The 21,585-nt window shown below is 73.5% G+C and carries 18 protein-coding genes; 11 read left to right on the forward strand and 7 right to left on the reverse strand.

The window, feature by feature from the left end; genetic code table 11:
- The first annotated feature begins 95 nt into the window (after positions 1-95).
- Positions 96-995, forward strand: coding sequence for a Gfo/Idh/MocA family protein (locus ACIBJE_RS14160; RefSeq protein WP_396748188.1), 900 nt, complete (start codon positions 96-98; stop codon positions 993-995).
- Between the two features lie 48 nt (positions 996-1,043).
- Here ACIBJE_RS14160 and ACIBJE_RS14165 read toward each other — a convergent pair whose 3' ends face one another.
- On the reverse strand, positions 1,044-1,235 hold the full coding sequence (locus ACIBJE_RS14165; RefSeq protein ID WP_396748048.1) for a DUF2795 domain-containing protein: 192 nt from the start codon (positions 1,233-1,235) through the stop codon (positions 1,044-1,046).
- Between the two features lie 72 nt (positions 1,236-1,307).
- Here ACIBJE_RS14165 and ACIBJE_RS14170 point away from each other — a divergent pair, with 72 nt between their 5' ends.
- A complete protein-coding gene (locus ACIBJE_RS14170) occupies positions 1,308-2,564 on the forward strand; it encodes an erythromycin esterase family protein (RefSeq protein ID WP_396748051.1) in 1,257 nt (418 codons plus the stop codon).
- Between the two features lie 171 nt (positions 2,565-2,735).
- Here ACIBJE_RS14170 and ACIBJE_RS14175 read toward each other — a convergent pair whose 3' ends face one another.
- Both ACIBJE_RS14175 and ACIBJE_RS14180 read right to left on the reverse strand, forming a co-directional pair.
- Positions 2,736-4,913 (reverse strand): MMPL family transporter, encoded by a 2,178-nt coding sequence (locus ACIBJE_RS14175; RefSeq protein WP_396748053.1) that lies wholly within the window; start codon positions 4,911-4,913, stop codon positions 2,736-2,738.
- 63 nt (positions 4,914-4,976) lie between these two features.
- On the reverse strand, positions 4,977-5,522 hold the full coding sequence (locus ACIBJE_RS14180) for a TetR/AcrR family transcriptional regulator (RefSeq protein WP_396748055.1): 546 nt from the start codon (positions 5,520-5,522) through the stop codon (positions 4,977-4,979).
- Positions 5,523-5,742: 220 nt separating this feature from the next.
- Here ACIBJE_RS14180 and ACIBJE_RS14185 point away from each other — a divergent pair, with 220 nt between their 5' ends.
- On the forward strand, positions 5,743-6,753 hold the full coding sequence (locus ACIBJE_RS14185; RefSeq protein ID WP_396748057.1) for a DNA polymerase domain-containing protein: 1,011 nt from the start codon (positions 5,743-5,745) through the stop codon (positions 6,751-6,753).
- The gene (locus tag ACIBJE_RS14190) at positions 6,750-7,166 is read left to right on the forward strand and encodes a hypothetical protein (RefSeq protein ID WP_396748059.1); all 417 of its coding nucleotides are present in this window, start codon (positions 6,750-6,752) and stop codon (positions 7,164-7,166) included. The genes ACIBJE_RS14185 and ACIBJE_RS14190 overlap by 4 nt, the downstream gene beginning before the upstream one ends.
- Before the next feature lie 53 nt (positions 7,167-7,219).
- Here ACIBJE_RS14190 and ACIBJE_RS14195 read toward each other — a convergent pair whose 3' ends face one another.
- Positions 7,220-8,941 carry an FG-GAP-like repeat-containing protein gene (locus ACIBJE_RS14195; protein WP_396748061.1) on the reverse strand — a complete coding sequence of 574 codons (1,722 nt, stop codon included), beginning with the start codon at positions 8,939-8,941 and terminating at the stop codon, positions 7,220-7,222.
- Between the two features lie 181 nt (positions 8,942-9,122).
- Positions 9,123-9,530: a RidA family protein gene (locus tag ACIBJE_RS14200; protein WP_396748063.1), complete on the reverse strand. Its 408-nt coding sequence runs from the start codon at positions 9,528-9,530 to the stop codon at positions 9,123-9,125.
- A gap of 108 nt (positions 9,531-9,638) precedes the next feature.
- Here ACIBJE_RS14200 and ACIBJE_RS14205 point away from each other — a divergent pair, with 108 nt between their 5' ends.
- The 4 genes from ACIBJE_RS14205 to ACIBJE_RS14220 all read left to right on the forward strand — a co-directional run bounded on the left by ACIBJE_RS14205 (position 9,639) and on the right by ACIBJE_RS14220 (position 14,664).
- Positions 9,639-10,253: a TetR/AcrR family transcriptional regulator gene (locus ACIBJE_RS14205; RefSeq protein ID WP_396748065.1), complete on the forward strand. Its 615-nt coding sequence runs from the start codon at positions 9,639-9,641 to the stop codon at positions 10,251-10,253.
- A gap of 365 nt (positions 10,254-10,618) precedes the next feature.
- Positions 10,619-11,503 carry a hypothetical protein gene (locus ACIBJE_RS14210; RefSeq protein ID WP_396748067.1) on the forward strand — a complete coding sequence of 295 codons (885 nt, stop codon included), beginning with the start codon at positions 10,619-10,621 and terminating at the stop codon, positions 11,501-11,503.
- Between the two features lie 145 nt (positions 11,504-11,648).
- Positions 11,649-12,314, forward strand: a complete 666-nt coding sequence (locus tag ACIBJE_RS14215) for a response regulator transcription factor (RefSeq protein WP_088982321.1) — start codon at positions 11,649-11,651, stop codon at positions 12,312-12,314.
- Positions 12,315-12,318: 4 nt separating this feature from the next.
- Complete coding sequence (locus ACIBJE_RS14220; RefSeq protein WP_396748069.1) at positions 12,319-14,664, forward strand: hypothetical protein; 2,346 nt, start codon at positions 12,319-12,321, stop codon at positions 14,662-14,664.
- Positions 14,665-14,745: 81 nt separating this feature from the next.
- Here the strand turns inward: ACIBJE_RS14220 and ACIBJE_RS14225 are convergent, their stop codons facing one another.
- Entirely contained in the window at positions 14,746-15,843 is a 1,098-nt protein-coding gene (locus ACIBJE_RS14225; protein WP_396748071.1) for a sensor histidine kinase, read from the reverse strand.
- An 86-nt stretch (positions 15,844-15,929) separates the two neighbouring features.
- Complete coding sequence (locus ACIBJE_RS14230; protein ID WP_197701761.1) at positions 15,930-16,478, reverse strand: sigma-70 family RNA polymerase sigma factor; 549 nt, start codon at positions 16,476-16,478, stop codon at positions 15,930-15,932.
- Positions 16,479-16,794: 316 nt separating this feature from the next.
- On the opposite strand from ACIBJE_RS14230, the gene ACIBJE_RS14235 reads away from it, so the two are divergent.
- The 3 genes from ACIBJE_RS14235 to ACIBJE_RS14245 all read left to right on the forward strand — a co-directional run bounded on the left by ACIBJE_RS14235 (position 16,795) and on the right by ACIBJE_RS14245 (position 21,477).
- Positions 16,795-18,210: a glycosyltransferase family 2 protein gene (locus tag ACIBJE_RS14235; RefSeq protein WP_396748074.1), complete on the forward strand. Its 1,416-nt coding sequence runs from the start codon at positions 16,795-16,797 to the stop codon at positions 18,208-18,210.
- Between the two features lie 85 nt (positions 18,211-18,295).
- Positions 18,296-19,579 carry a hypothetical protein gene (locus ACIBJE_RS14240; protein ID WP_396748076.1) on the forward strand — a complete coding sequence of 428 codons (1,284 nt, stop codon included), beginning with the start codon at positions 18,296-18,298 and terminating at the stop codon, positions 19,577-19,579.
- Positions 19,576-21,477, forward strand: a complete 1,902-nt coding sequence (locus tag ACIBJE_RS14245) for a hypothetical protein (RefSeq protein WP_396748078.1) — start codon at positions 19,576-19,578, stop codon at positions 21,475-21,477. Before ACIBJE_RS14240 ends, ACIBJE_RS14245 begins: the two co-directional genes overlap by 4 nt.
- Positions 21,478-21,585: the final 108 nt, after the last annotated feature.

The raw sequence follows: 21,585 nt of genomic DNA on the forward strand, positions 1-21,585 counted from the left end.
GCCTGCTGCCGGCTGCGTCCGTGCCTCCGGCGCACTAGCGTGGAGCGCGGACCGGGCAGCTGGCCGGGGCCGATGGACGATGGGGGTGCGGGTTGCTGAGGTTCGGACTGTTCGGCACCGGTCACTGGGCGGCGGAGACACACGCGGCGGCGCTGTCCGCGCATCCGCGCGCCGAACTGGCCGGGGTCTGGGGACGCAACCCGGAGAAGGCCGCCGCGCTGGCGCGGCGACACGGCGTGCCCACGTACGACGAGGCGGACGCGCTGATCGAGGCGGTGGACGCGATCGCCGTGGCGCTGCCGCCGGACGTGCAGGCGGAGATCGCGGTACGAGCCGCCACCGCCGGCCGGCACCTGCTGCTGGACAAGCCGTTGGCGCTGGACCTGGCCGACGCCGACCGGGTGGTCGCCGCCGCCGAACAGTCCGGCGTCGCCTCGATCGTCTTCTTCACCCAACGCTTCCACCCGAACGTGGTGGGTTTCCTCGGGGCGGCCGCCGCGGCGGGCGGCTGGCACCACGCCCGGGTCACCCTGTTCTCCTCGATCTTCCAGCCGGCGATGCCGTACGCGGACTCGACCTGGCGGCGGGAGCACGGCGCGCTCTGGGACATCGGTCCGCACGCGCTCTCGATGGTCCTGCCGGTGCTCGGTCCGGTGAGCCGGGTGTCCGCCACCGACGGACCGCGCGGACTGGTGCACCTGCTGCTCACCCACGAGGGAGGGGCCACCAGCTCGCTGTCGCTCACCCTCGACACGCCGCCCGAGGCGGTGACCCGCGACGTCGTCTTCTTCGGCGAGAACGGCCTCGCGACCGTGCCGCCAGGCGACGGCAGCCCGGTCACCGCCTTCACCCTCGCCGTCGACCAGCTGCTGGAGGAGATCGACGCGGGTACCCGGGACCACCACTGTGACGTCCGCTTCGGCCGGGAGGTGGTCGCCGTCCTCGCCGCCGCCGAGCAGTCCCGCACCGACTCCCGCTCCCACTCCGTCCCCTGACCCGCCGTCCCACTCCGTCCCCCGGCTCTCTTCCCCGCCTTCGGGTGGTCAGGCGAGGGTGGCCAGGGCGTCGGTCAACTCGTCGGCGGAGGCGAACTCCTCGACCGGCAGCGACCGGAGGGCCTGGAGCACCTCGGTGCCCGCGCCGATCTCCTGGGCCCGGCGCACCAGGTCCTCCCGGGACACCGGGTAGTCCAGTCCGGCCAGGTACTCCCACCACTGTCCGTCGGTGACCGTCATGGACGCCGGCTACCCGCTGGCGGTCGACGCACACCTGTGGTTTGCCCCGACCCGCCCCGGGTAGCCGCGGACATGCTGGTCCAGCGGCTCGGCGCACCGAGCGACTTCGACCCGTTGCTGGCCCGTGTCGCCGATGCCCGGATCGTCATGCTCGGCGAGGCGACGCACGGCACCTACGACTACTACCGGCTACGGGAACAGCTCACCCGCCGGCTGATCGCCGAGTGCGGTTTCTCCTTCGTGGCGGTGGAGGGGGACTGGCCGGACTGCGACCGGGTGAACCGATCCGTCACCGCTGTCCCGCGCGGTGCCCCCGACCCGCTGGCCGCGCTCGAACGTTTCGAGCGCTGGCCGACCTGGATGTGGGCGAACGCCGAGGTGGCCCGCTTCTGCCGCTGGCTGCGCGCGTGGAACCTGGACCGGCCGCAGGCGGCGCGTGCCGGCTTCCACGGTCTGGACGTCTACAGCCTCTGGGAGTCGATGCAGGCCATCTTCGACTACCTGGGCGAGGAGGACCCGGGGTCGCTGGAGGCCGCGCAGGAGGCGTACCGCTGCTTCGAGCCGTACGGCAAACGACCCGAGGAGTACGGCCTGGCCAGCCGGTTCGTCTCGGCACGGTGCGAGGAGGAGGTGGTGCGCCTGTTGGCACGTACCCGGGAACAGGCCGCCGCCGACGGCGCGGACCGCTTCTCGGCCTGGCAGAACGCGGAGGTGGTGGCCGGCGCGGAGCGGTACTACCGGACCATGGTCAACGGCGGGGACGACTCCTGGAACGTGCGGGACACCCACATGGCCGACACCCTGGACCGCCTTCTGGACCGGTACGGCCCGGACGCCCGGGGGGTGGTGTGGGCGCACAACACCCATGTCGGTGACGCCCGGGCCACCGACATGGCCGGGGCCGGCCTGGTCAACGTCGGCCAGCTCGCCCGGGAACGGCACGGCGACCCGGCGGTGGTGCTGGTGGGGTTCGGCAGCTACCGGGGCGGTGTGGTGGCCGCGCCGCGCTGGGGGTCGGCGGCCGAGGCGATGACCACCCCGCCGGCCCGTCCGGGCTCGCTGGAGCACCGGCTGCACGAACTGCTGCCGGAACGGGCGGTGCTGGTCTTCGACGGCGCGGACCAGCCGGACTGGGTCACCGGCACGGTCGACCACCGGGCGATCGGCGTGGTCTACGACCCGTCCCGGGAGGCGCGGTCCAACTACGTGCCGACCCGACTGGGTGAGCGCTACGACGCCTTCGTCTGGTGCGACGAGACCACCGCCCTGCACCCGCTGCCCGCCCTGACCACCCCGGGCGAGCTGGAGACGTACCCGGCCGGCATGTGAGCCGCAGGTGGCCGGGGTGTGTGCGGTATCCGGCGCGGGTGTGCCGTGTCCGGCCGGGGTGTTTGCAGGGTCCCCCTGCTACCGCTTTTTGCGGTGCAGGGGGCCCCTGCTACCACCCCACCCCGGGCGCGCAGTCCGGCGAGGACCGGCGTCGGGGCGGGGTGGGGCAGGTCAGCGGACGCCGGCTGCGGCCTTCTCGTCGAGGTGGGCGCGCAGCCCCTCGCCCTCGATGTCGACGTTCGGCAGGGTCCGCTGCAACCAGCGGGGCAGCCACCACGCCTTGTCGCCGAGGAGCGACATCACCGCCGGGACGATGGTCATCCGCACCACGAAGGCGTCGATGGCGACGCCGATCGCGAGCGCGAAGCCCATCGACTTGATGATCGGGTCGTCGAGGAAGACGAAGCCGCCGAAGACCGACATCATGATCAGCGCGGCGGCGGTGACCACCCGGGCGCCGTGGCCCATGCCGTTGATGGTGGCCTGGGCGGCGGTGTCCCCGTGCACGAAGTCCTCCCGCATTCGGGAGACCAGGAAGACCTCGTAGTCCATGGCCAGCCCGAACAGGATGCCGATGAGCAGGATCGGCAGGAAGCTGACCAACGGGCCGGGGGTGTCCAGCCCGACCAGGTCGGCCAGCGTGCCCTGTTGGAAGATCGCGACGGTGATGCCGAAGGTCGCCGCGACGGTCAGCAGGAAGCCCAGGGCCGCCTTGACCGGCACCAGGATCGACCGGAACACCAGCATCAGCAGCAGGACGGAGAGTCCGACGACGAGCAGCAGGTAGATCGGGAGCGCGTCGGCGAGCTTCTCCGACACGTCGATGCCGATCGCGGTTACGCCGGTCAGTAGCACGTCGGCCCCGTCGATCCCGCCGACCGCGCCCCGGATGTCGTGGACCATCGTCTCGGTCGCCTGGTCGGTCGGCCCGGTCTCCGGAATGACCGCCAGGAGGGCGGTCCGACCGTCCGGGGAGAGCTGCGGCGGAGCGACCGCGAGCACGCCCTCGGTGCCCTGGATCTCCTGGCTGACCCGGGGCAGCGCGGCGGTGGTCTGCTCGGCGGAGTCACCGGAGACCACCACCACCAGCCGGCCGGTGAAGCCCGGCCCGAAGCCCTCGGTGATCAGGTCGTTGGAGGTCCGGGCCGGCGAACCGACCGGGGCGGTGCCGGCGTCCGGCAGGGCCAGCCGCATGTCGGTGGCGGGGACGGCGAGCAGCCCCAGCCCGAGCAGCCCGGCCAGGATGACCGGGATCCGCAGCCGGGTGACCCAGCGGGCCCAGCGGAAACCGAAGCCGGAGCGGTCCTCGGCGACGTCCACGTCGGCCGGGGCGGTGCCGCGCAGCTTGCGGGGCAGCACCCGTTGACCGGCGAAGCCGAGCAGCGCCGGCTGGAGCGTGATCGCCACCAGGACCGCCACGGTCACCGTGCCGGCGGCGGCGAGACCCATCACGGTGAGGAACGGAATGTTGACCACGGCGAGCCCGGCGAGCGCGATGACCACGGTCGCCCCGGCGAAGACCACTGCCGATCCGGCGGTCCCCACCGCGCGCCCCACCGCCTCCTCCGGAGTGAGCCCGGAGAGCAGGTTCTGCCGGTACCGGGAGGTGATGAAGAGCGAGTAGTCGATGCCGACCGCCAGGCCGAGCATCAGCGCCAGGATCGGGGCGGTGCTGGTCAGGTCGATGACGGCGCTGAGCGCGAAGAGCCCGGCCATGCCCGCGCCGACGCCGATCAGCGCGTTGAGCATGGTCATTCCCGCCGCGACCAGCGAACCGAAGGTCACCACCAGGACGATCAGGGCCACCAGTACGCCGATCGCCTCGGTCGAGCCGACCTCCGGCTCGGCGTTGAGCACCTCACCGCCGGGGGCGACCTGGTAACCCTGGCTCTCGGCCCGCGCGCCGATGTCCTCGTACGCCTCGCGCTGCTCGTCGGTGATTTCGTCCGCGCCACCGGAGAACTGCACCTGGATCAGGGCGTACCGGGCGGTCGGCGAGACCGCGCCGGCCTGGAACGGGTCGACCGCGCCGACCGCGCCGGGCAGGCTGCTGGCCTCCTGCACCAGTTCCCGGATGACGGCCTGCCCCTGCGGGGTGCCGAGCTGCCCGTCGGCGGGTGCCTTGACCGCGATGGTGCCGGTGGCGCCGCTGGCCGCCGGGAACTCCTTCGCCAGCAGGTCGAGAGCCTCCTGCGACTCGGTGCCCCGCATGGTGAAGTCGCTCGACGTCGGGCCGCGGAACAGCGCCGCGGCCCCGCCGAGCCCGATGAGTGCGACGAGCCAGAGGGTGACGACGAGTCGCCGCCGTCGTAGCGCGCCCCGGCCGAGCCGGTACAAGAGGGTCGCCATGATGGTTTTCTAGTCCTGTCCTCAGGGTCGTGGATGGAAAACGGACGCAGCGGTAGAGGTCAGTCAGTCCATTGGCCCGAGCGCCCGGCGGGCGACGGCCAGCAGCGCGGCACGCAGCTCGTCGTCGTCCAGGTCGGGGAACTGCGCGCAGGCGGCGGCGATCCCGGCGAGCACCATCAGCGCGCCCACCCGTGCCTCGGCCCCGGTGGATCCGCCGGCCAGGGCGTCGCGGAGCCGGTCGGAGCAGCGCTGGATGTGTGCGAAGGCGGGGTGCTGGAGCAGTTCGGGAAACTCGCCTTGCAACAGGGCGATCTCCCGGCGGAAGCGCAGCGACAGCCCGACGATGCCCTCGAGGGCGTCGCGTTGCGCGGCCTGCCCGGTCGCGCCGAGCAGCCGCTCGTCGAGAGCGAGCAGCATGCCGATCGCCGGGGCCATCAGCTCGGTGAAAATGGTCTCCTTGTTGGCGAAGTGGTAGAGCACCGCCGCCTTGGAGCACCCCACGTCACGGGCGATGTCCTGCAACGACGTGCCCTTGAAACCGGTCACCGCGAACCGCTTCGCGGCTGCGGCGAGAATCTCGTCCCGAGTCTCCGGTACCGACCGTGCCAACCTGGCCACCTCCCACCATTGAGCATGCCTGACCGATCGGTCAGGAGCTGACCGATCGGTCAGAAGAAGATCGTGGCGTTCGTCACAATCCGCCCGGATCGGAGAAGGCGGGGTGAAGGCGTCACGCCCACCCGGTCACCGGCCGGATCACCCCGGCCCGGCATGCGGCAGGTCGGCGGTTCCGGTTGCGCGCCGGCCGGGCGACCGGAAGGGTGGGCTGATGGCGGCTGCGGACGAGATGCGGGACGGCGTCCCCCTGACCAACCTGGACCAGCCGCTCGTCGCCGGCTCCGACCTCACCAAGCGGGACCTGGTCGACTACCTCGACGCCGTCCGGGACCGACTCCTTCCGGCACTGCGGAACCGGCCGCTCTCGGTGGTCCGGGCACTCCGTGGCCAGGCCCCCTTCATGCAGAAGAACCTGCCCCGCTACACCCCGGACTGGGTACGCCGGGTGGCGCTGTGGGCAGAGGCGTCCCACCGCGAGGTGTCGTACGCGCTCTGCGACGACCGCCGCACCCTGCTCTGGTTCGCCAACCAGCGCTCGGTGGAGTACCACCCGACCCTCGCGACCGCCGACGACCCGCAGCGCCCCACCCACCTCGTGCTCGACCTCGACCCGCCCGATCCGGACGCCTTCGGGCTGGCCGTGGCCGCCGCCGGGCTGGTCCGGCAGGCACTCGCCGACGCCGGTCTCGCCGGTGCCGTCAAGACCAGCGGGGCCAAGGGGGTGCACGTCTTCGTACCGGTGGAGCCGGGAACCGATCCGGCGGACACCGCCGCCGCCACCCGGGCCCTCGCCGCCCGCGCCGCCCGGATCGACCCGGCGCTGGCGACCACCGCGTTCATCCGCGAGGACCGGGGTGGCCGCGTCTTCGTCGACTCCACCCGGGCCGGCGGGGCGACGGTGGTCGCCGCGTACAGCCCCCGGCTCCGTCCCGGCGTGCCGGTCTCCTTCCCGGTGGACTGGGCCGACCTCGCCGACGTCACGCCGGCCGACTTCACCCTCCGGACCGTGCCGGCGCTGGTCGCCGCGCACGACCCGTGGTCGGCGCGGATGCCCGCGCCGCAGCGGCTCCCGGCGGACCTGGTGGCCGAGGGGCACACCATCCCGGTGGCCCGGGTCCAGGCCATGCACGAGGGGAAGCGGCGGGCCCGGGCCCGCCGGGCCGCCGGAGCGGACGCCGACGGGCCGGGCCGGTCCCGGACGGCGGACGACGCCGCCCGATGAGAACGCCGTCAGACGACGCCGGACGCGCGGCTCGCGACGAGGCCGCCCGAGCCGAACACCGACGGCTCCGGGACCGCGGGGAGGCGTGGCGCCTGCTCCGCGCCGTCGACGGGGAACTGACCCTGTACCGGCCGGAGGAGGTCGGCTTCGTCCCGGGCGGATCAGGCGTCATGGTGCGTACCGTGGGCGGGCTGCGGGTCCTCGCCGGCGTGTTCACCGCGTTCACCATCGCCCTGGCGCTGGCGTTGTCCGTCTCGTGGGCGCAGGGCCGGCCCTTCTGGGGAGCCATCCCGCTGGCGCTGATGTCCGTTGCGTTCACCTGGTACACCGTGGCCATCATCCGGAAGGAGAAGCGGGCGGTCGAGCTGCGGCGCCAGCGCGGCGTGGCGGCCCCGGCCCGCTATCCGTACTGAGGCGGTCGACCACGGGCCGAACTCAGCACGTGATCACGAGCGTCCCTGCTGTCCTAGTTGCCGCCACGGTTCAGCCAGGCGCGGACCGCGCCGCCCTGGTAGACCACCAGGTAGTCGGCCTTGCCGTCGCCGCTGATGTCGGCGAACTGGATGTACGGGCGGGGATAGCCCGATTCGTGGGCCCAGTCGTAGCGGGCCTGGAAGCCGCCGTTGCCCCCGCCACCACGGTTGAGGAAGGCGTGTACCGCGCCCTCGACGCTGACCTGGAGGTAGTCGGCCCGCCCGTCACCGTCGGCGTCGGCGAACCGGACCGCTTCCAGCGACGAGCCCCGGGTGCCGCCGGCCCAGTCGAGCCACAGCCGCCAGGCCGGCGGCTGGGGTTCACCGGCTCGGCGTTCGGTGGCGGGGTCCCACATGTTCCGGTACACGTGCACCGCGCCCTCCGCGCCGACCCGCAGCAGGTCGTCACGCCCGTCTCCGGTGACGTCCGCGAAGCGCAGGTTGTTCCGGTTGAACGAGTCGACGCGGAAGACGATCCCCCAGGGGACGAACGCGAGCGTGTCACCCGAACCCCTGACGTTGAGGTACGCCCGCACCTCGCTGGTGGAACCGACCACGAGGTAGTCGTCGCGCCCGTCCCCGTTGAGGTCGGCGAACCGCACCTCGTCGCCGTGGACCGCCGTCTGTGCCGCAGGGGCGTACCTGCCGACGTCCACCCAGTCGGGCTGCCCGGGCGTGCCGACCGTGTTCGCCGAGGCGCGGAAACTGCCGTCCGGATAGACCTGGAGGTAGTCGGCCCGCTTGTCGCCGTTCAGCTCGGCGATGATCGTACGGCCGGGGGTGCCGCCGTATCCGGGGGCGATCACGCCCAGGTTGCGCCACCCCGTACCGAGTGCCGTGTCGTCGGAGTCCCCCGGGGTGCAGCCGGTGGGGGCGTTCTCCGGCAGCGGCGCCTGGATCCAGCCCCTGGCGGTCGCCTCGAGCACGCTTTCGTACCAGGCGGCGGCCATCTTGGCGTAGCCCTCGTCGTTCGGGTGGGCGTCGTTCTGCAGACCGTCGGTGACCAGCACCCTGCTCATGTCCACCAGCAGCACGCGCTTGCCCTCGTTCTGCAGGTCCCGCACCACGGCGGGCAGCGCCGCGTTGTACGCGTCGACGCGCGACTGCAACCCGGCTCTGCCGATGGGGATGAGCTGGGCGACCAGCACCGTGGCCCGTGGCGAGTCGGCCAGCGTCTGGTCGACCAGGTTCCTGAGCCGGGTGGGCGCGGACGACAGCGCGAAGTTCTGGCCGATGTCGTTGGTGCCGACGTGCAGCGTGATGACGTTGGGCTGATAGCGCGGCACGCTGCAGTCGGCGGTTGCCGCGATCTCGTCGATCCGGTCGCCGGGATGGCCCTCGTGGTCGTTGTCGCTCATCGACCCGGTCTTCACCGATCCGACGAAGTTGACGTGCCGCGCGTTGCCCTTGAGGTGGTCGTACAACTCGTCGCGGTAGCCGTTCCGGTCGGAACTCTCCACGCCGTAGGTGATCGAGTCGCCGAGCGGCATCAGGCGGATGTCCAGGTCGCTCAGCGCAAGGTCGCGCTCGGTGCCCACCGCTGCGGTGAGCGGCTTCTCCATGGCAGAGCAGTCCGGCCCCCCGTCGACGTCGGGTTGGCACGGAGCCGGCACGGCGACCGCGTCCGGGATCGCCGCGACACCGACCGCGGCCAGCGACAGCGCCGCGACGACCGGGGTCAGCCATGCGACGAGCGTTCTGCGCCGAGGGGACATGGACACCTCTTTCGTAGCGAGGTTCGACGACGTGTCCGAAAGATGGTAGAGCGCTAATACGCATTAGCGATAGCAGTGCGGGACGAGAACGAATCCGCGCTCGCCGATAGGGCCCGCGAGGACCGGGGCGGACGCGTTCTCGTCGACTCCACCCGCTCCGAGGTGACGCGGGCGGGACCGGCTAGTCCAGGACGGCGACGGCCTCGACCTCGACGAGGAGGTCGGGCTCGCCGAGGCTGACGACGCCGATCAGGGTGATCGGCTTGACCAGGTCGACGCCGAGCTGTGCGGCGGCACGCTGGACGCCGGCGCCGAGGTCGGCCAGCTTCCCGCCGTCCCACTCCACGACGTACACGGTCAGCTTGGCCACGTCGTCGAAGCTGCCGCCCACCGCCGCCAACGCCGTGGCGACGTTGAGGTACGCCTGCTCGACCTGGGCGGCGAGATCCCCGGCGCCGATCGGTCGGCCCTCGGCGTCGCGGGCCACCTGACCGGCCAGGAAGACCATCCGTGCTCCGGACGCGACCGCCACCTGCCGGTACATGTCGGGCTTCGGCAGGCCATCGGGGTTCAACAGTTGCACGGGCATGGGGTCCTCCTCCGCCGGAACGCGGCCCCGGATGGGCCGTGCCGTGGAGCCGAAGCATAACGCCGTTATGCTTCGAGTGCCATAGCAGTGCTATGTATCATTCTTCGCGTGCCGAGAACTGCCTCAGCGGCTGTCCGCCTGGTCCTCGTGGAGCGCGCGGCGCAGATGCTCGCCCGCCGTGAGCCGGTCACGCTACGCGCGCTCGTCGAAGGGACCGGCGCCTCGACGATGGCGGTGTACACGCACTTCGGAGGCATGCCCGGGCTGTGGCGGGCGGTGCGCCAGGAGGGGTTCACCCGCCTGGCCGCGCGTCTGGACCAGGTGCGGCCCACCTCCGACCCGGTACGCGATCTGGCGGCGCTCGGTGCCGCCTACGTCGACAACGCGCTGTCCAACCCGGCCCTGTACCGGACGATGTACGACGCGGTGGCCGATCTCGACGATCCGCAGGCCGTGGCGGGGGCCTTCGGTGTCCTCGTCTCCGGTGTCGCTCGGGCTCGCGAGCGGGGTCGCTTCGTCGACGCCGGTGACCCGGAGGCCGTCGCCACGCAGATGTGGGCCGCCGGTCACGGCCTGACCATGCTGGTGATCACCGGGGTCCTGCCCCGTGAGGCGCTCATGGTGCACGCGCCCGTCATCCTGACCGCGCTGTTCGTGAGCGCCGGCGACGACGAGGAGCGCTGCCGCCGATCCGTGCGGGCCGGGTGGTCGGCCCTCGGGTGACCACCCTCGGATCGACCGTCCCGCACCGTCCGCCCCCGGCACCTCCGGACCGCCCGGGTGGACGACCGCACCAGGACCCGCTCGCCGGAGGCCGCCGCGCGGGCCAGCAGGACGGGCGCACCGAGCCTTGCGGCTCGCACAGCCGGCTGCGTAGGGCGGTGATGCTCTGACTTCTGAACCCGGTGCGCGCGCCGTGAACCGGGGCCCGCTTATGGCACGTGCAGGGAGCGTGACCCACGACGACGACACGGGCATGTGCTCGTGAGGCGGGAGCTGACGTGATGTTCGCGCTTTTCGGCCGTACCCTCTGGTCTCCCATCCGACAGCAGGCCTCGCGGCGCGGCGTCGCGAGGGTGGCAGCGGTCGTGGTGCTGGTCGTGGCCGCTGCCGTCACGTTCTCGGCGAGCAACGCCGGTGGAATCCGGACGGCGGAGCCGCTCGACGCGCCCCCCGTCCTGGTGCTGGCGAACGCGAGCTCGTCCCGCACGGCGTCCCCCGAGCGGACCAGAGCCGCGCCGACGCCACCACGGGCGGTCGACCGGACACGGCCACCGACGGTTCAGGCACCGATGAGCAAGGTCGCGCCCGTGTTCGCGTTCCAGGGTTTCCGCGACACCACCGACCTGCGGCTCAACGGGTCGGCGACCGTCGCGGACGGGCGGCTGGTGCTGGCGTCCGGGCGGGACAGGGCGGGCAGTGCGTGGTCGACCACCACGATCGACCCGTCCCGCTCCTTCAGCACGGGGTTCTCCTTCGAGATCACGAAGATCAGCGACGGGATCGCGTTCGTGGTCCAGGGCCGGTCCGGCACCGCGCGCGGGAGCAGTGGCGAGGGGCTCGGGTACGGGGCCCGGCCGGGCACCGGCCGGCCGCGGATCCGGCCGAGCCTGGCGGTCGAGTTCGACGCCTGGCCCAACGCCTTCGACCCCGTCGACCGCCAGCACGTCGCGGTGACCAGGAACGGCGACGTCACCCGGCATCTCGTGTGGACCGAACCGGGCTTCAGCCTGTACGGCAGGGGCGTCGTCAACGTGTGGATCGACTACGACGCCCGGATGCACCGACTGCGGGTCTACGCGAGCGGGAAGTCCGGCTTCCGCCCGGCCGAGCCGCTGGTGACGACCTCGGTCGACCTGCGCCGGATCGTCGGCACCGGCCAGGCCCACGTCGGGCTCACCGGCGGCACCGGCATCACGACGGTGGCCGACCCGGTGGCGGCGGTGACGGCCTGGAATCTGAAGCTGCGGTAGCCGGGTCCGTGGACCGGCTGCGGGCGTCGCCGAGCCCGGCCGTCGCCGCCACGCGACGTCGTGGTCGACCGTGACAACGCCGTGCCGATACGCCACTGTATTGGGGGATCACAAGATCGTCGGTGTCGAGGTCGGGAGGCGGGCCATGGACGTTGCGGTGGCTGACGACGGCGCGCTGTTCCGGGAGGGCCTGCAACTGCTGCTGTCCGCTGCCGGGCACACGGTGGTCGGCTGCGTGGAGGACGGCGACCGGTTGCTGGAGTTGATGGCCCGTACCCCGGTCGACGTGGCCATCATGGACATCCGGATGCCGCCGGGCGCGGACGGCGGACTGGACACCGCCCAGCGCGTACGGGCGAGGTTCCCCGACGTCGGGTTGCTGCTGCTGTCCCAGCACGCCGAGGCGCACTACCTGTTCCGGCTGCTGGAGATCGGCACCGAACGGATCGGGTACCGGCTCAAGGACCAGGTGGCCGGGGTGGCCGTGCTCGCCGACACGCTGGTGCGCATCGCGGCCGGTGAGATCGTGATCGAGCCGGTGCTGGCCGCCAACCTGGTGGACCGGCCGAGCCCTCCGGTGCGGAGCCTGCTGGCCGACCTCACCGAGCAGGAACGCGCCGTGCTGCGGCTGATGGCGGAGGGACGGTCGAACTCCGGGATCGCGGCCGAGCTGTTCCTGTCCGTCAAGACGGTCGAGAAGCGGATCGCCAGCATCTTCACCAAGCTGAACCTGCCGGCCGAGTCCGCAGCGCACCACCGGCGGGTCCTGGCGGTGCTCGCGTACATGCGCTCGAACCAGATGGCGGACTAGGGCCGTGCTCCGGGCCACCGGCGGCGAGCGGACGCATCCGTCCCGTCCAGGCGGGTCGTTCACCGCCCTGGTCCAGCTGGCGTCCGCAGACGCGCTGCCCGCGCCGGGCGGGCCTGGGGACCCGCTGGGCGGGTACCGACCGATCCTGCGCACGCTGCTGCGGGATCTCGCCCAGGCGCACACGGTGCGCTACGCGGCACTGTGGCTGCCGGGGGAGACGGCACCCGGCACCAGCGCCCCACCCTGGGCACCCGCCGTCGCATGGCAGTCCCGGCGCTGGGGGCGGGGCGCGCTGCCGAACCCGGTAGCCGACCCGGACCTGCTGCTGCACGCGGCCGGGGTGGTCGCGACCGCGGACGTCACCGACGGCGGGACCCGGTCCGGGGTGCTGGTGCTGGCCCGCCCGGAGGATCCCCGGTATTCGCTGGCCGGGACGGCGTCGCTGGGCGAGGCGGCGGTCTGCGTCGGCCTGCTGCTGCGCCAGGCCCGCCACCGCGCGGCGTGCACCGCCGTGCGGGCCCGGGTCGACCAGGCGGCACAGCGGGTCGGCGCGACCCGGCTGGAGCTGCTCACGGTGCAGGCGGTGGAGCGCGACCGGCTCGCCACCGCGGTCACCGCGACACCCGGCCGGCAGCTACAGGCGATCCTGGACCGCACCACGGACCTGGAGCGGGCGCTGCGCGCCGGCTCCCCGGAGGCCACGGCGATCGTCGGTGGCATCCGGGCCGGGCTGGGCGAGATGATCGAGCAGTTCCGGTCCGTCGTCCGCGGGGTGTACCCGCAGGTGCTGCGCAGTACCGGCGTGCGCGCGGCGCTGGAGGAGGTCACCGCGACGCTGCCGGTGCCGGTGGTGTTCAGCGGGGAACTGGGCCGGCGGCAGGGCTGGGAGGTCGAGTCCGGGCTGTACCAGGCGGGCGCGTCCGCGGCGGCGGCGCTGGGCGCCAGCGGCGGCGATCAGCCGGTGACCCTGGAACTGGGCCGGTCCGGCGGGGTGCTGAAGATCCGCGCGCAGCGGGCCGGCATTGAGCCGGCGGAGGTCGCCGCGGCGCTGCGGGACGACTCCCAGCGGCTGGCCGCGCTGGGCGGCCGGCTGCGGGTGGAGCGGGCCGGTCGGGACGAGCCGACCGTGGTGGACATCCTGCTGCCGGAGCGGCTCGGCGGCGACTGGCCGGAGCCCGCGCGGGTCGCCGAGCCGACGCCGGCCGAGGCCGACGCCGCCGCACCCGAGCTGCTGGCCGGTGTTCCCGTGCGTCGCCTGCTGACCCTGCTCGTGACCAGCCGGGCGGCGTCCGCGGACAGCCCACCGTTACGGGTCGCGGTCGACCGGCAGGACGGTCGGGCCCGGGTGGTGGTGGTCGGTGCCTCGGCGTCCGAGCTGGTGTCGGCGTTGTTCGAGCCGGCCGGCACGCCACGAGGGGAGCCACCGGCCGGGTTGTCCCCGCCGACCGGCTACCAGCACCAGCCGTACCCACGGATCACGCTGGACCCGGCTCGCGGGGCACCGCCGTGGCGGCCGGTCCGGCTGCCCGACTGGTCCGGCGCCGCGTGGCCGGGCGCGGCGGCCGGGGTGGACCGGATCCTGGTCGAGGGACCCGTGGACGCGCTGCGCGGGCTGCGGCTGCTGCACCACCGCGACCACGTCGACGCCGACCTCGCGGCCCGGCTGCGCCGCTGGACGGGAACTGCCGACGGGCCCCCCGACGCGGTCGTGCTGGTGCTGTCCGGGCCGGCCAGCGCGGCGGAGTCGGAGTTCCTGACCGCCCTGCGGTCGCCGTACGGGGAAGGGTTCTCCCCGGTGGTGGTCTGCGCGCTGCCCGAGGGCACCGCCGCGACGGCCGGAACGCCCCAGCAACTGGGGTCGATGTGCGACGCGGTCGTGAACTGGCGTGCGGCCCCGGACGGCGGTGCCGAGATCGAGGCGGCGCTGCGCACCCGGCTACGCGCTCGGGTGGGGTTACTGGCCGCCCGGTGGGCGTTGCGCGCGCTGGTGGCCTGCCTGGCCGCCGGGCAGCTGGACGAGCAGTTCGCCCGTGCGGTGGAGGCGGCCGTCGCGGGCGCGCACGAGATACCCGAGCTGGACCTGTTGCAGGCGTTGCAGGGCGGGCGGATCCGGCTGCCGCGCGGACACGACGAGGCGGTGCGCCTGCTCGGCGCGCACGGCCCGGACGTACGGTCCCGGCTCGGCCTGGCCGACGACGCCGACCCGGGGGAGGTGACCCGGGCCGTGACCCGGGCGCTGGCGTTCTGGCGGGCCCAGACCATGGTGCCGGACTCGGGACCGGCCGGACGCAGTGCGTGCGCGCTGCTGGTCCGGACGTGCGAGCGGCTGCTCACCGACGGCGTCGACTGACCGGCGACTTCCCCGAGCAGGTCTTCTGCACGTGGGCCGGCACGGCCCGGACGGGCGGCCCGGTGGCACCGGCGGGACGGCTCAGAGCGCCACGAACCCGCTGACCCGGGTGCCGGTGGTCGGGCTCGACCGCACCGTCAGCGTGCCGTCGACCGAGGCCAGGCGGGCGGCAAGCTGGCGCAGCGGCATCCGCCCTCCGGTGTCGAAGCCCGGCCCGGTGTCGGCGACCTCGAAGCTCAGGCCCCGGCGGGAGGTGGCCAGCGTCAGCGTGACCGCAGCGCCCGGGGCGTGCTTGTGGGCGTTGCTGACCGCCTCCAGGCAAGCCAGGTAGACGGCAGCCTCCACCTCGGGCAGGTACCGGTAACCGACCAGTTCCGGGTCGATGTCCAGGGTGACCGTGTCGAGCGCCTCCAGCCGGGCCGTCAACGCGGCCACCAGACCGTGGTCGGTCAACGGCGCCAGCAGACCGGTCGCGGTGGTGTGCAGCACCTCCTCGGTGCTGGCCAGCAGCTCCCGCAGCCGGTCGAGGTGCTGGCCCGCCTCGGCGGCGTTGCCGGCGTCGAGCTGGTGCTCCACCATGGCCAGCGACATCTGCAACGCGACCATGTGGTGCTGGGCGCCGTCGTGCAGGTCGCGCTCCAGTTGGTACCGCTGGTGCTCCATCTCGCCCGCGGCCCGCAGGCGGGTGTCGGCCAGCAGGAGGACGCTCTGACCGATCAGCCGCTCGGCGGCGGCGGTGACCGACTGGGCCTGGATGTCGCTGACCAGCAGGCGGGTCACCGCGTGCAGCTCGGGCCACCGGTGCAGCCGTTCGGCCGCGGTCGGAGGCTCGATCATGAGGTCGGCCAGGACCTGCTCGCCGTCGCGCAGCCGCACCGGTGTCGCGCCGGTCACGGGTGCCGTCGCCTCGGTGTCGGTGGCGGGCCAGCGGTACTCCTCCACGATGTGGTCGACCGTGGCGTCGTCGGCCTCGTGGCCCGCCGGCAGGGGCAGCCACAGCGCGATGGTGACCGTGGTGGCCTCCAGGCACCCGCCCAGCGCCCGGGCCAGGGCCTCGGCCTGCACTCCCGGCAGCGGCCGACCCGGCAGTCCGTGCACCGCATCGACCACCCGGGCCACGTCGTCCGGCGGGCCCGGCACCGGGGACGGCCGGTCGGCGTCTTGCGTCGAGCGGCGCATGCCCCCCACTGTAGGCGGCTCCGGTCGGGTCGGCTGACCCGGCTCGGGGGCCCCGACGGCCTTCCGCCACGGTGGCGTCCAGCGGCTCACGCGGCGCAGAGCAGGTGGCCCGCCGTCGCCTTGCGGGCCGCCCGCAGCGCGTAGTGCAACCGGCTCTTGACCGTGCCGACCGGCACCCCGAGCGTCGCGCTGATCTCGGCTGCGGTCCGGCCGTTCAGGTACGTCTCCACCAGCGCGGCCCGGTGCTCCGGCCACAGCCCGCCGAGCACCTGCTCGACCAGCAGGGAGTCCACCACGCCGGCCATCGGGTCCGAGGTGGCCACCTCGGCGGCGTTCTCGATGTCCACCTCGGTCGGCCGGGCCTTCTTCATCCGGTACCCGTCCATCACCAGGTTGTGCACCACCCGGCGCAGCCAGCCGAGTACCGACCCACGGTCGGCGGTGAGCTGGTCCAGGTGCCGCCACGCCCGCAGGAACGCCTCCTGCACCACGTCCTCGGCGCGTCCGGTGTCGCCGTCGGTCAGCCGCTGCGCGTACCTCAACAGCGGCTGCTGGTAGGTGTCCATCAGTTCGCGGAGGCGGGAGTCGCTCTCCAGCGCGCTGCCGTGTCGCCTGCTCTGTGCCCGTTCGCCCATGCAGTTGACAGTGCCGCCGCAGGCCGGTCGCTCGACATGGTGCGACCCCTGCTCCTGCGGGGGCGAACCCGCGAGTTGGAGAGGGTTGTCCCTACGCCCCGCCCGGGACCTGCGGCCACGCCGCGCCGGGCGCTGGCTCGCGGAACGACCGGTGAACCCGACGGTGCCCCGGCGCCGTGACCCACGTGGACGCCCTCGCACCCGGCGGCGGTACGGGCCGCGGCGACGGTCGTCCGGCACCGCCCCGACGACCGGTACCCCGGCCGGGCGGCGGCCCGAGTGACGGCGCCGTGGCGCCCCGACCGAAGAGGTGGGCATGGAGACGGACTTCCCGACGGTGGGCATCGGGGTCACCACGCACAACCGGGGCACGGTGCTCCGTACCGCGCTGGAGGCGATCCGCAAGTACGCGCCGAGCGGCGCCGCGATCGTCGTGGTCGACGACGCCAGCGACGAGCCGGTGGAGGAGGCGACGTTCCGCTTCGACCGCAACGTCGGTATCGCCCGCGCCAAGAACAAGTGCCTGGAACTGCTGGTCGAGCAGGGCTGTACGCACCTTTTCCTGTTCGACGACGACTGCTGGCCGATCGTGGACGGCTGGGAGCGGCCGTACATCGAGAGTGCCGAGCCGCATCTGATGTACATGTTCACCGACACCCCGCAGGGCCGGCTGACCGACGCGGTGGAGCTCTACCGGGACGCGGAGCTGCGGGCGTACACCCATCCGCGCGGCTGCATGCTCTACCTGGAGCGGCGGGTGCTGGACCGGGTGGGCGGGTACGACACCCGGTACGGCCGGTGGGGGTACGAGCACCTGGATTTCTCCAACCGGATCTACAACGCCGGCCTGACCTCGTTCCGGTTCGCCGACGTGGTCGGCAGCGGGGACCTCATCTTCAGCTGCGACGAACGCACCAGGGTCGGCTCCAGCGTGTCCGACATCGAGCGCTTCACCCTGGTGCGCAATCTCAAGACCCGGTCGGAGGCCAGCTACACCTCGACCGAGTACCGCGAGTTCCGCACCGTCCCGGTCGGTGCGGCGGCGACGCGGAACGTGGTGCTGACCACGTACCTCACCGCGCAGGCCGACCCGCAGCGCGGCGTCACCTGGACACCGGACTACGCCGACCTGGCCGAGTTGCGCAGCTCCGTCGAGCGGCACGGGCAGCGGTTGGTGGTGCTGCACGACTGTTTCGACGACGAGCCGGACACCGACCTGGTTACGCACGTGCGGATGACACCGGGCGGGGACGGCGGCTCGCCGTACTTCCACCGCTGGCTGTGCTGCTGGCGGTACCTGCGTGAGCACCCCGAGATCGAGCAGGTGTGGTGCGTCGACGGCACCGACGTGGAGATGCTGCGCGATCCGTTCCCGGAGATGGACGACCGGCTGTACGTGGGCGACGAGCCGGCGCCGCTGTGCATCCCGTGGATGGTGTACCAGCACGGTGGCAGCGCCAAGCTGTTGCAGTTCCTGTCCGACAACCGGGGCGCCCACCTGCTCAACGCCGGGATCGTCGGCGGCCGGCGGGAGACGGTGCTGGAGTTCTGCCGGGACCTGTTCGAGTTCTGCGTCACCAACGCCCGGGAGGCCGGCCCACTCGACATGGGGCCGTTCAACTACGTGGCCCGCACCTGGTACGCGGGAATGATCGTGCACGGCCGCCAGGTCAGCACGGAGTTCCGCAAGGAGGACCGGGCCAGCACCGAGTCGTGGTGGCGGCACAAGTAGGCGAATCCGGGCCGGGGCAGGCGTGAACCCTGCTGGCGCGTCGGGCGTGCCACAGATGAACCCTGGACGCGGTGAAGGAGGGCGCGTGGACGTGGACACGGACCTGGACGTGGCACCGGAGGTGACACGGGACGACGAACATGACGACGCACGTGACGGTGAACGTGACGAGTCGATGCACGCGTTGCTGCTCCGGTTGGCCGGCTCGCTGCCGGACCGGGTGCTGACCGACGCGCGGGACGCGCTGGCCGCCGGCCGGCGGCTGGACGTCGTACAGGCGGTCGCCTTCGAGGCGGTCTCCCAGCCGCTGCAACTGGACGCCGACGAGATCGCGGCGCTGCGCGAGGAACTGGTGCTCAGCGGCGGGGACCTGGACCTCGGGATGGCGCTGGAGGAGCTGCGCGGGGAACGTTCGCCGGCACCCTGGCAGTTCCTGTCCGACCTGCCGACCACGCAGGAGGAGCTGGCGTCGATGGTGCTCCCGCAGGACCGCACCGCCGACCCGCTCGACCTTCTCGACCCGATCGACCAGGCGTTGCTGGAGGCGGTGTCGGCGATCCCGGCGGTACGCGCGGTGTGGCGGGCGTGGCGGATGCCGTCCACCGCACGCCCCTGGCAGGACCCGGTTCGGGTGGCCGTGGTCAGTGTCGACGACACCATGGACTCCCTGCCCGCCGCCAGCGCCCGGCTACGACAGGCCATGGTCGAGGCCGGGGACGCCGACGCCCAGGTGGAGGTCTGCTGGGCCGGGGTGGACGCGCCGTTCTACCAGACTCTGGCCCGCGCGTCCGGCTCGCTGCTGTGGGCGGAGCGCCCGGCCGTGCCGGTGACCACCGCCCGGCTCTTCGACGGCGTCGACCCGGAACGCGGCCCGTGGTTCGCCACCAACCGGCCGGTGGTCTCCGACGCCATGGAACGCGACGACCTGCTCGCCGCACTACGCGGTGGGATGGTCATCGCGTGGAGCAGCGCCGCGATGCCCGACATCCTGGCCCCGGACCGGGGCGACGTGGTGCCGATGCACCTGCGTACCGACGGGACCTGGCTGTGGAGCGAGGCGGTCGGGTACTACCTGGAGCACTACGGCCTGGCGCCGGACCCGCAGTTGGTCACGCACCTGACCAGGGACGAGCCCGCCGAGCCACTGGACGAGATCTCCGTACACCGTGCCCTGGTCCACCTGTGCCGGCCCGACCCCGAGGCGGTCGTCTGGCAGGCACCCGGTCCCGACGACGAGCCGGTGGCACCGGCCGACGCCTCCCCGTCCGACATCCCGTCGCCCGACAGTGTGGCGCCGACGCACCCGGAGCTGCCGGACGTGACGCCCGGGGCACGGCCGGACGCCGTTACGCGGCCGGTGTCGCCGTGACCGAACTGCTCGCCCTGCGGCAGCGGGCACCCCTGCCGTCGTCCTGGAAGCTGCCGCAGCCGGCCCAGGGCGTACCGGTCGGGCAGCACGTGGCGCGGTACCTGCGGCAGGCGTCGCAGGCGGTGGGTGCCGCCGTGGCGCGCATCCGGCCGGACGCCGGTGCGCGGGTGCCGGTGCTCGATCCGGGGCCGTGGGAGGCACCGGGATCGGTCACCCCCGGCCCGGCGGGTTGGTTCGCGCTCGCGGTCGAGGCCGGCCGGTCCGGCTTCCGGCTGGGCGGCCGGCCGGTGGCCGCCGCCGACCTGGCCCAGGCGATCTGGCACTGCCCCCGCTGGCGGGGTCGGCCGGTGCTGCTGGTCACCCAGCGGTCCACGTCGACCGACCGGGTCGGGCCGGTGCTGCACCAACTCGCGGTCGACCTGGGGGCCCCGGTCTACGCCTCGGACGGCGGGATCCGCTTCACCTTCGGGCGCGCCTCGACGGACGGGCTGTTCTGGTGCTGGCGTCCGGGCGGCGGGGACGAACCGGAGCCGGCGGGTCACGTGCTGCCTCCGCTGGGGCGGGTACGCGTCCGCCCCGCCCCGACCGGTCGGGTGCCCGCCCGCGACCAGCAGCCGCCGTCTCCGGTGCCGTCGCCCGCGACCACCGCTCCGGGGACCGCCCCGTCGCCGGTCGACCCGGCGGTCCCGTCGCCCGTGGCGGCACCGGAAGCCGGGACCGATCTGCCCCTGGGGGCGGCGTTCGAGGTGCAGAGCCTGGCGCTTCCGGTGATCGAGCTGCCCCGGCCCGACCTCGGCGTCCAGCGCATGGTGTTGACGGAATTCGACGTGCCCCGGCTGGAGCTGGACACCTGTCGGCCGCTGGTCGCCGACCCGGAGGCCGCCGACCCGGATGCCGCCGACCCCGCGACGTCCGCCCTGGCTGCGGTCACCCTGACCGCGTCCGTACCTGCTGCGGCCACTCTGACCGCGTCCGCACCGGCTGCGGCCACCCTCACGGGCCCGGACACCACGGATGCTCCGGCGGCCGGCCCGGTGACCACGGAGGCTCCGACGACCGGCGCGGCAACCACCGACGCCCAGTCGAACGGCGTGGGCGTCGGTCTGCCGCCGGTGCCGCCTGCCAACCGGGGGGCGGCGTGGTTCGGGGTGCGGGCCCGCACCGACGAGGCGGACCGGGAGCGGCTGCGTACCGTGCTGGGCTGGAAGTTCCAGGCCCACTCCCGGACGGTGGCCCGGGCGCTGTCGCTGCACCCGGGGCTGCGCAGCGCGGTCGGCGCGCACGACGTGATGGCCGGGCTGGTCACCGTGCTGGCTCTGCTCGACGGAGTGGGCGAGCGGGTCAACGGCGCGCTGCGCGGTGGGGGCACGCCCGACGAGGACGTCCAGTTGCTGGCCCGGTGTGCCTGCGCCGGGCTGGAGCAACTGCCGGCCGTCGGGGGACCCGTCTTCGCCACGCCACCCACCGGACTGGACGTCACCCGGTACCGCCCCGGGGAGCTGCTGGTGGAGCCGGCGTTCACCACCGTGTCATGCCACGGCGGCAGCGAGGGCGACGCGGGCCGGTACGCGATCTGGTCGGCCACCGCGCGGCGGCTGGACCAACTGGGTATCGCGGACGGGCCGGGCGTCCGGGCCGGGCGGGCCATGTTCGCCGCCGGTTCCCGCTTCGCGGTGCTCGGCGTCGACGAGGGGCCGGACGGCGCGCCGTACGTACTGCTGCGGGAGGTCGTCTCCGGGCACCGCGACGGCGCGGTCGACGAGCGGGTGGCCGGCAAGCTGCGCGACGCGCTCGCCGCCCAGCCGCAACGCGCGGCGCCCGCACCGTTGCCCTGGCCGCTGGGCCTCGCGGCCGGCGACCGCCCGTTCGCCCTCGAACCCGGACCGGGCGGCGCGTGATGTACGAGGAGACCGTCCCCGGCTTCCTCCGGTCCGACCCCGGCGGCTCGGCTCGGCCCGGCCCGCCCCACGCCGGCGACACCCCCGGCGGCGACAGTCAGCAAGGAG

Origin of the sequence: Micromonospora sp. NPDC050187 (genome assembly GCF_044459745.1) — a bacterium.
Classification (GTDB): domain Bacteria; phylum Actinomycetota; class Actinomycetes; order Mycobacteriales; family Micromonosporaceae; genus Micromonospora.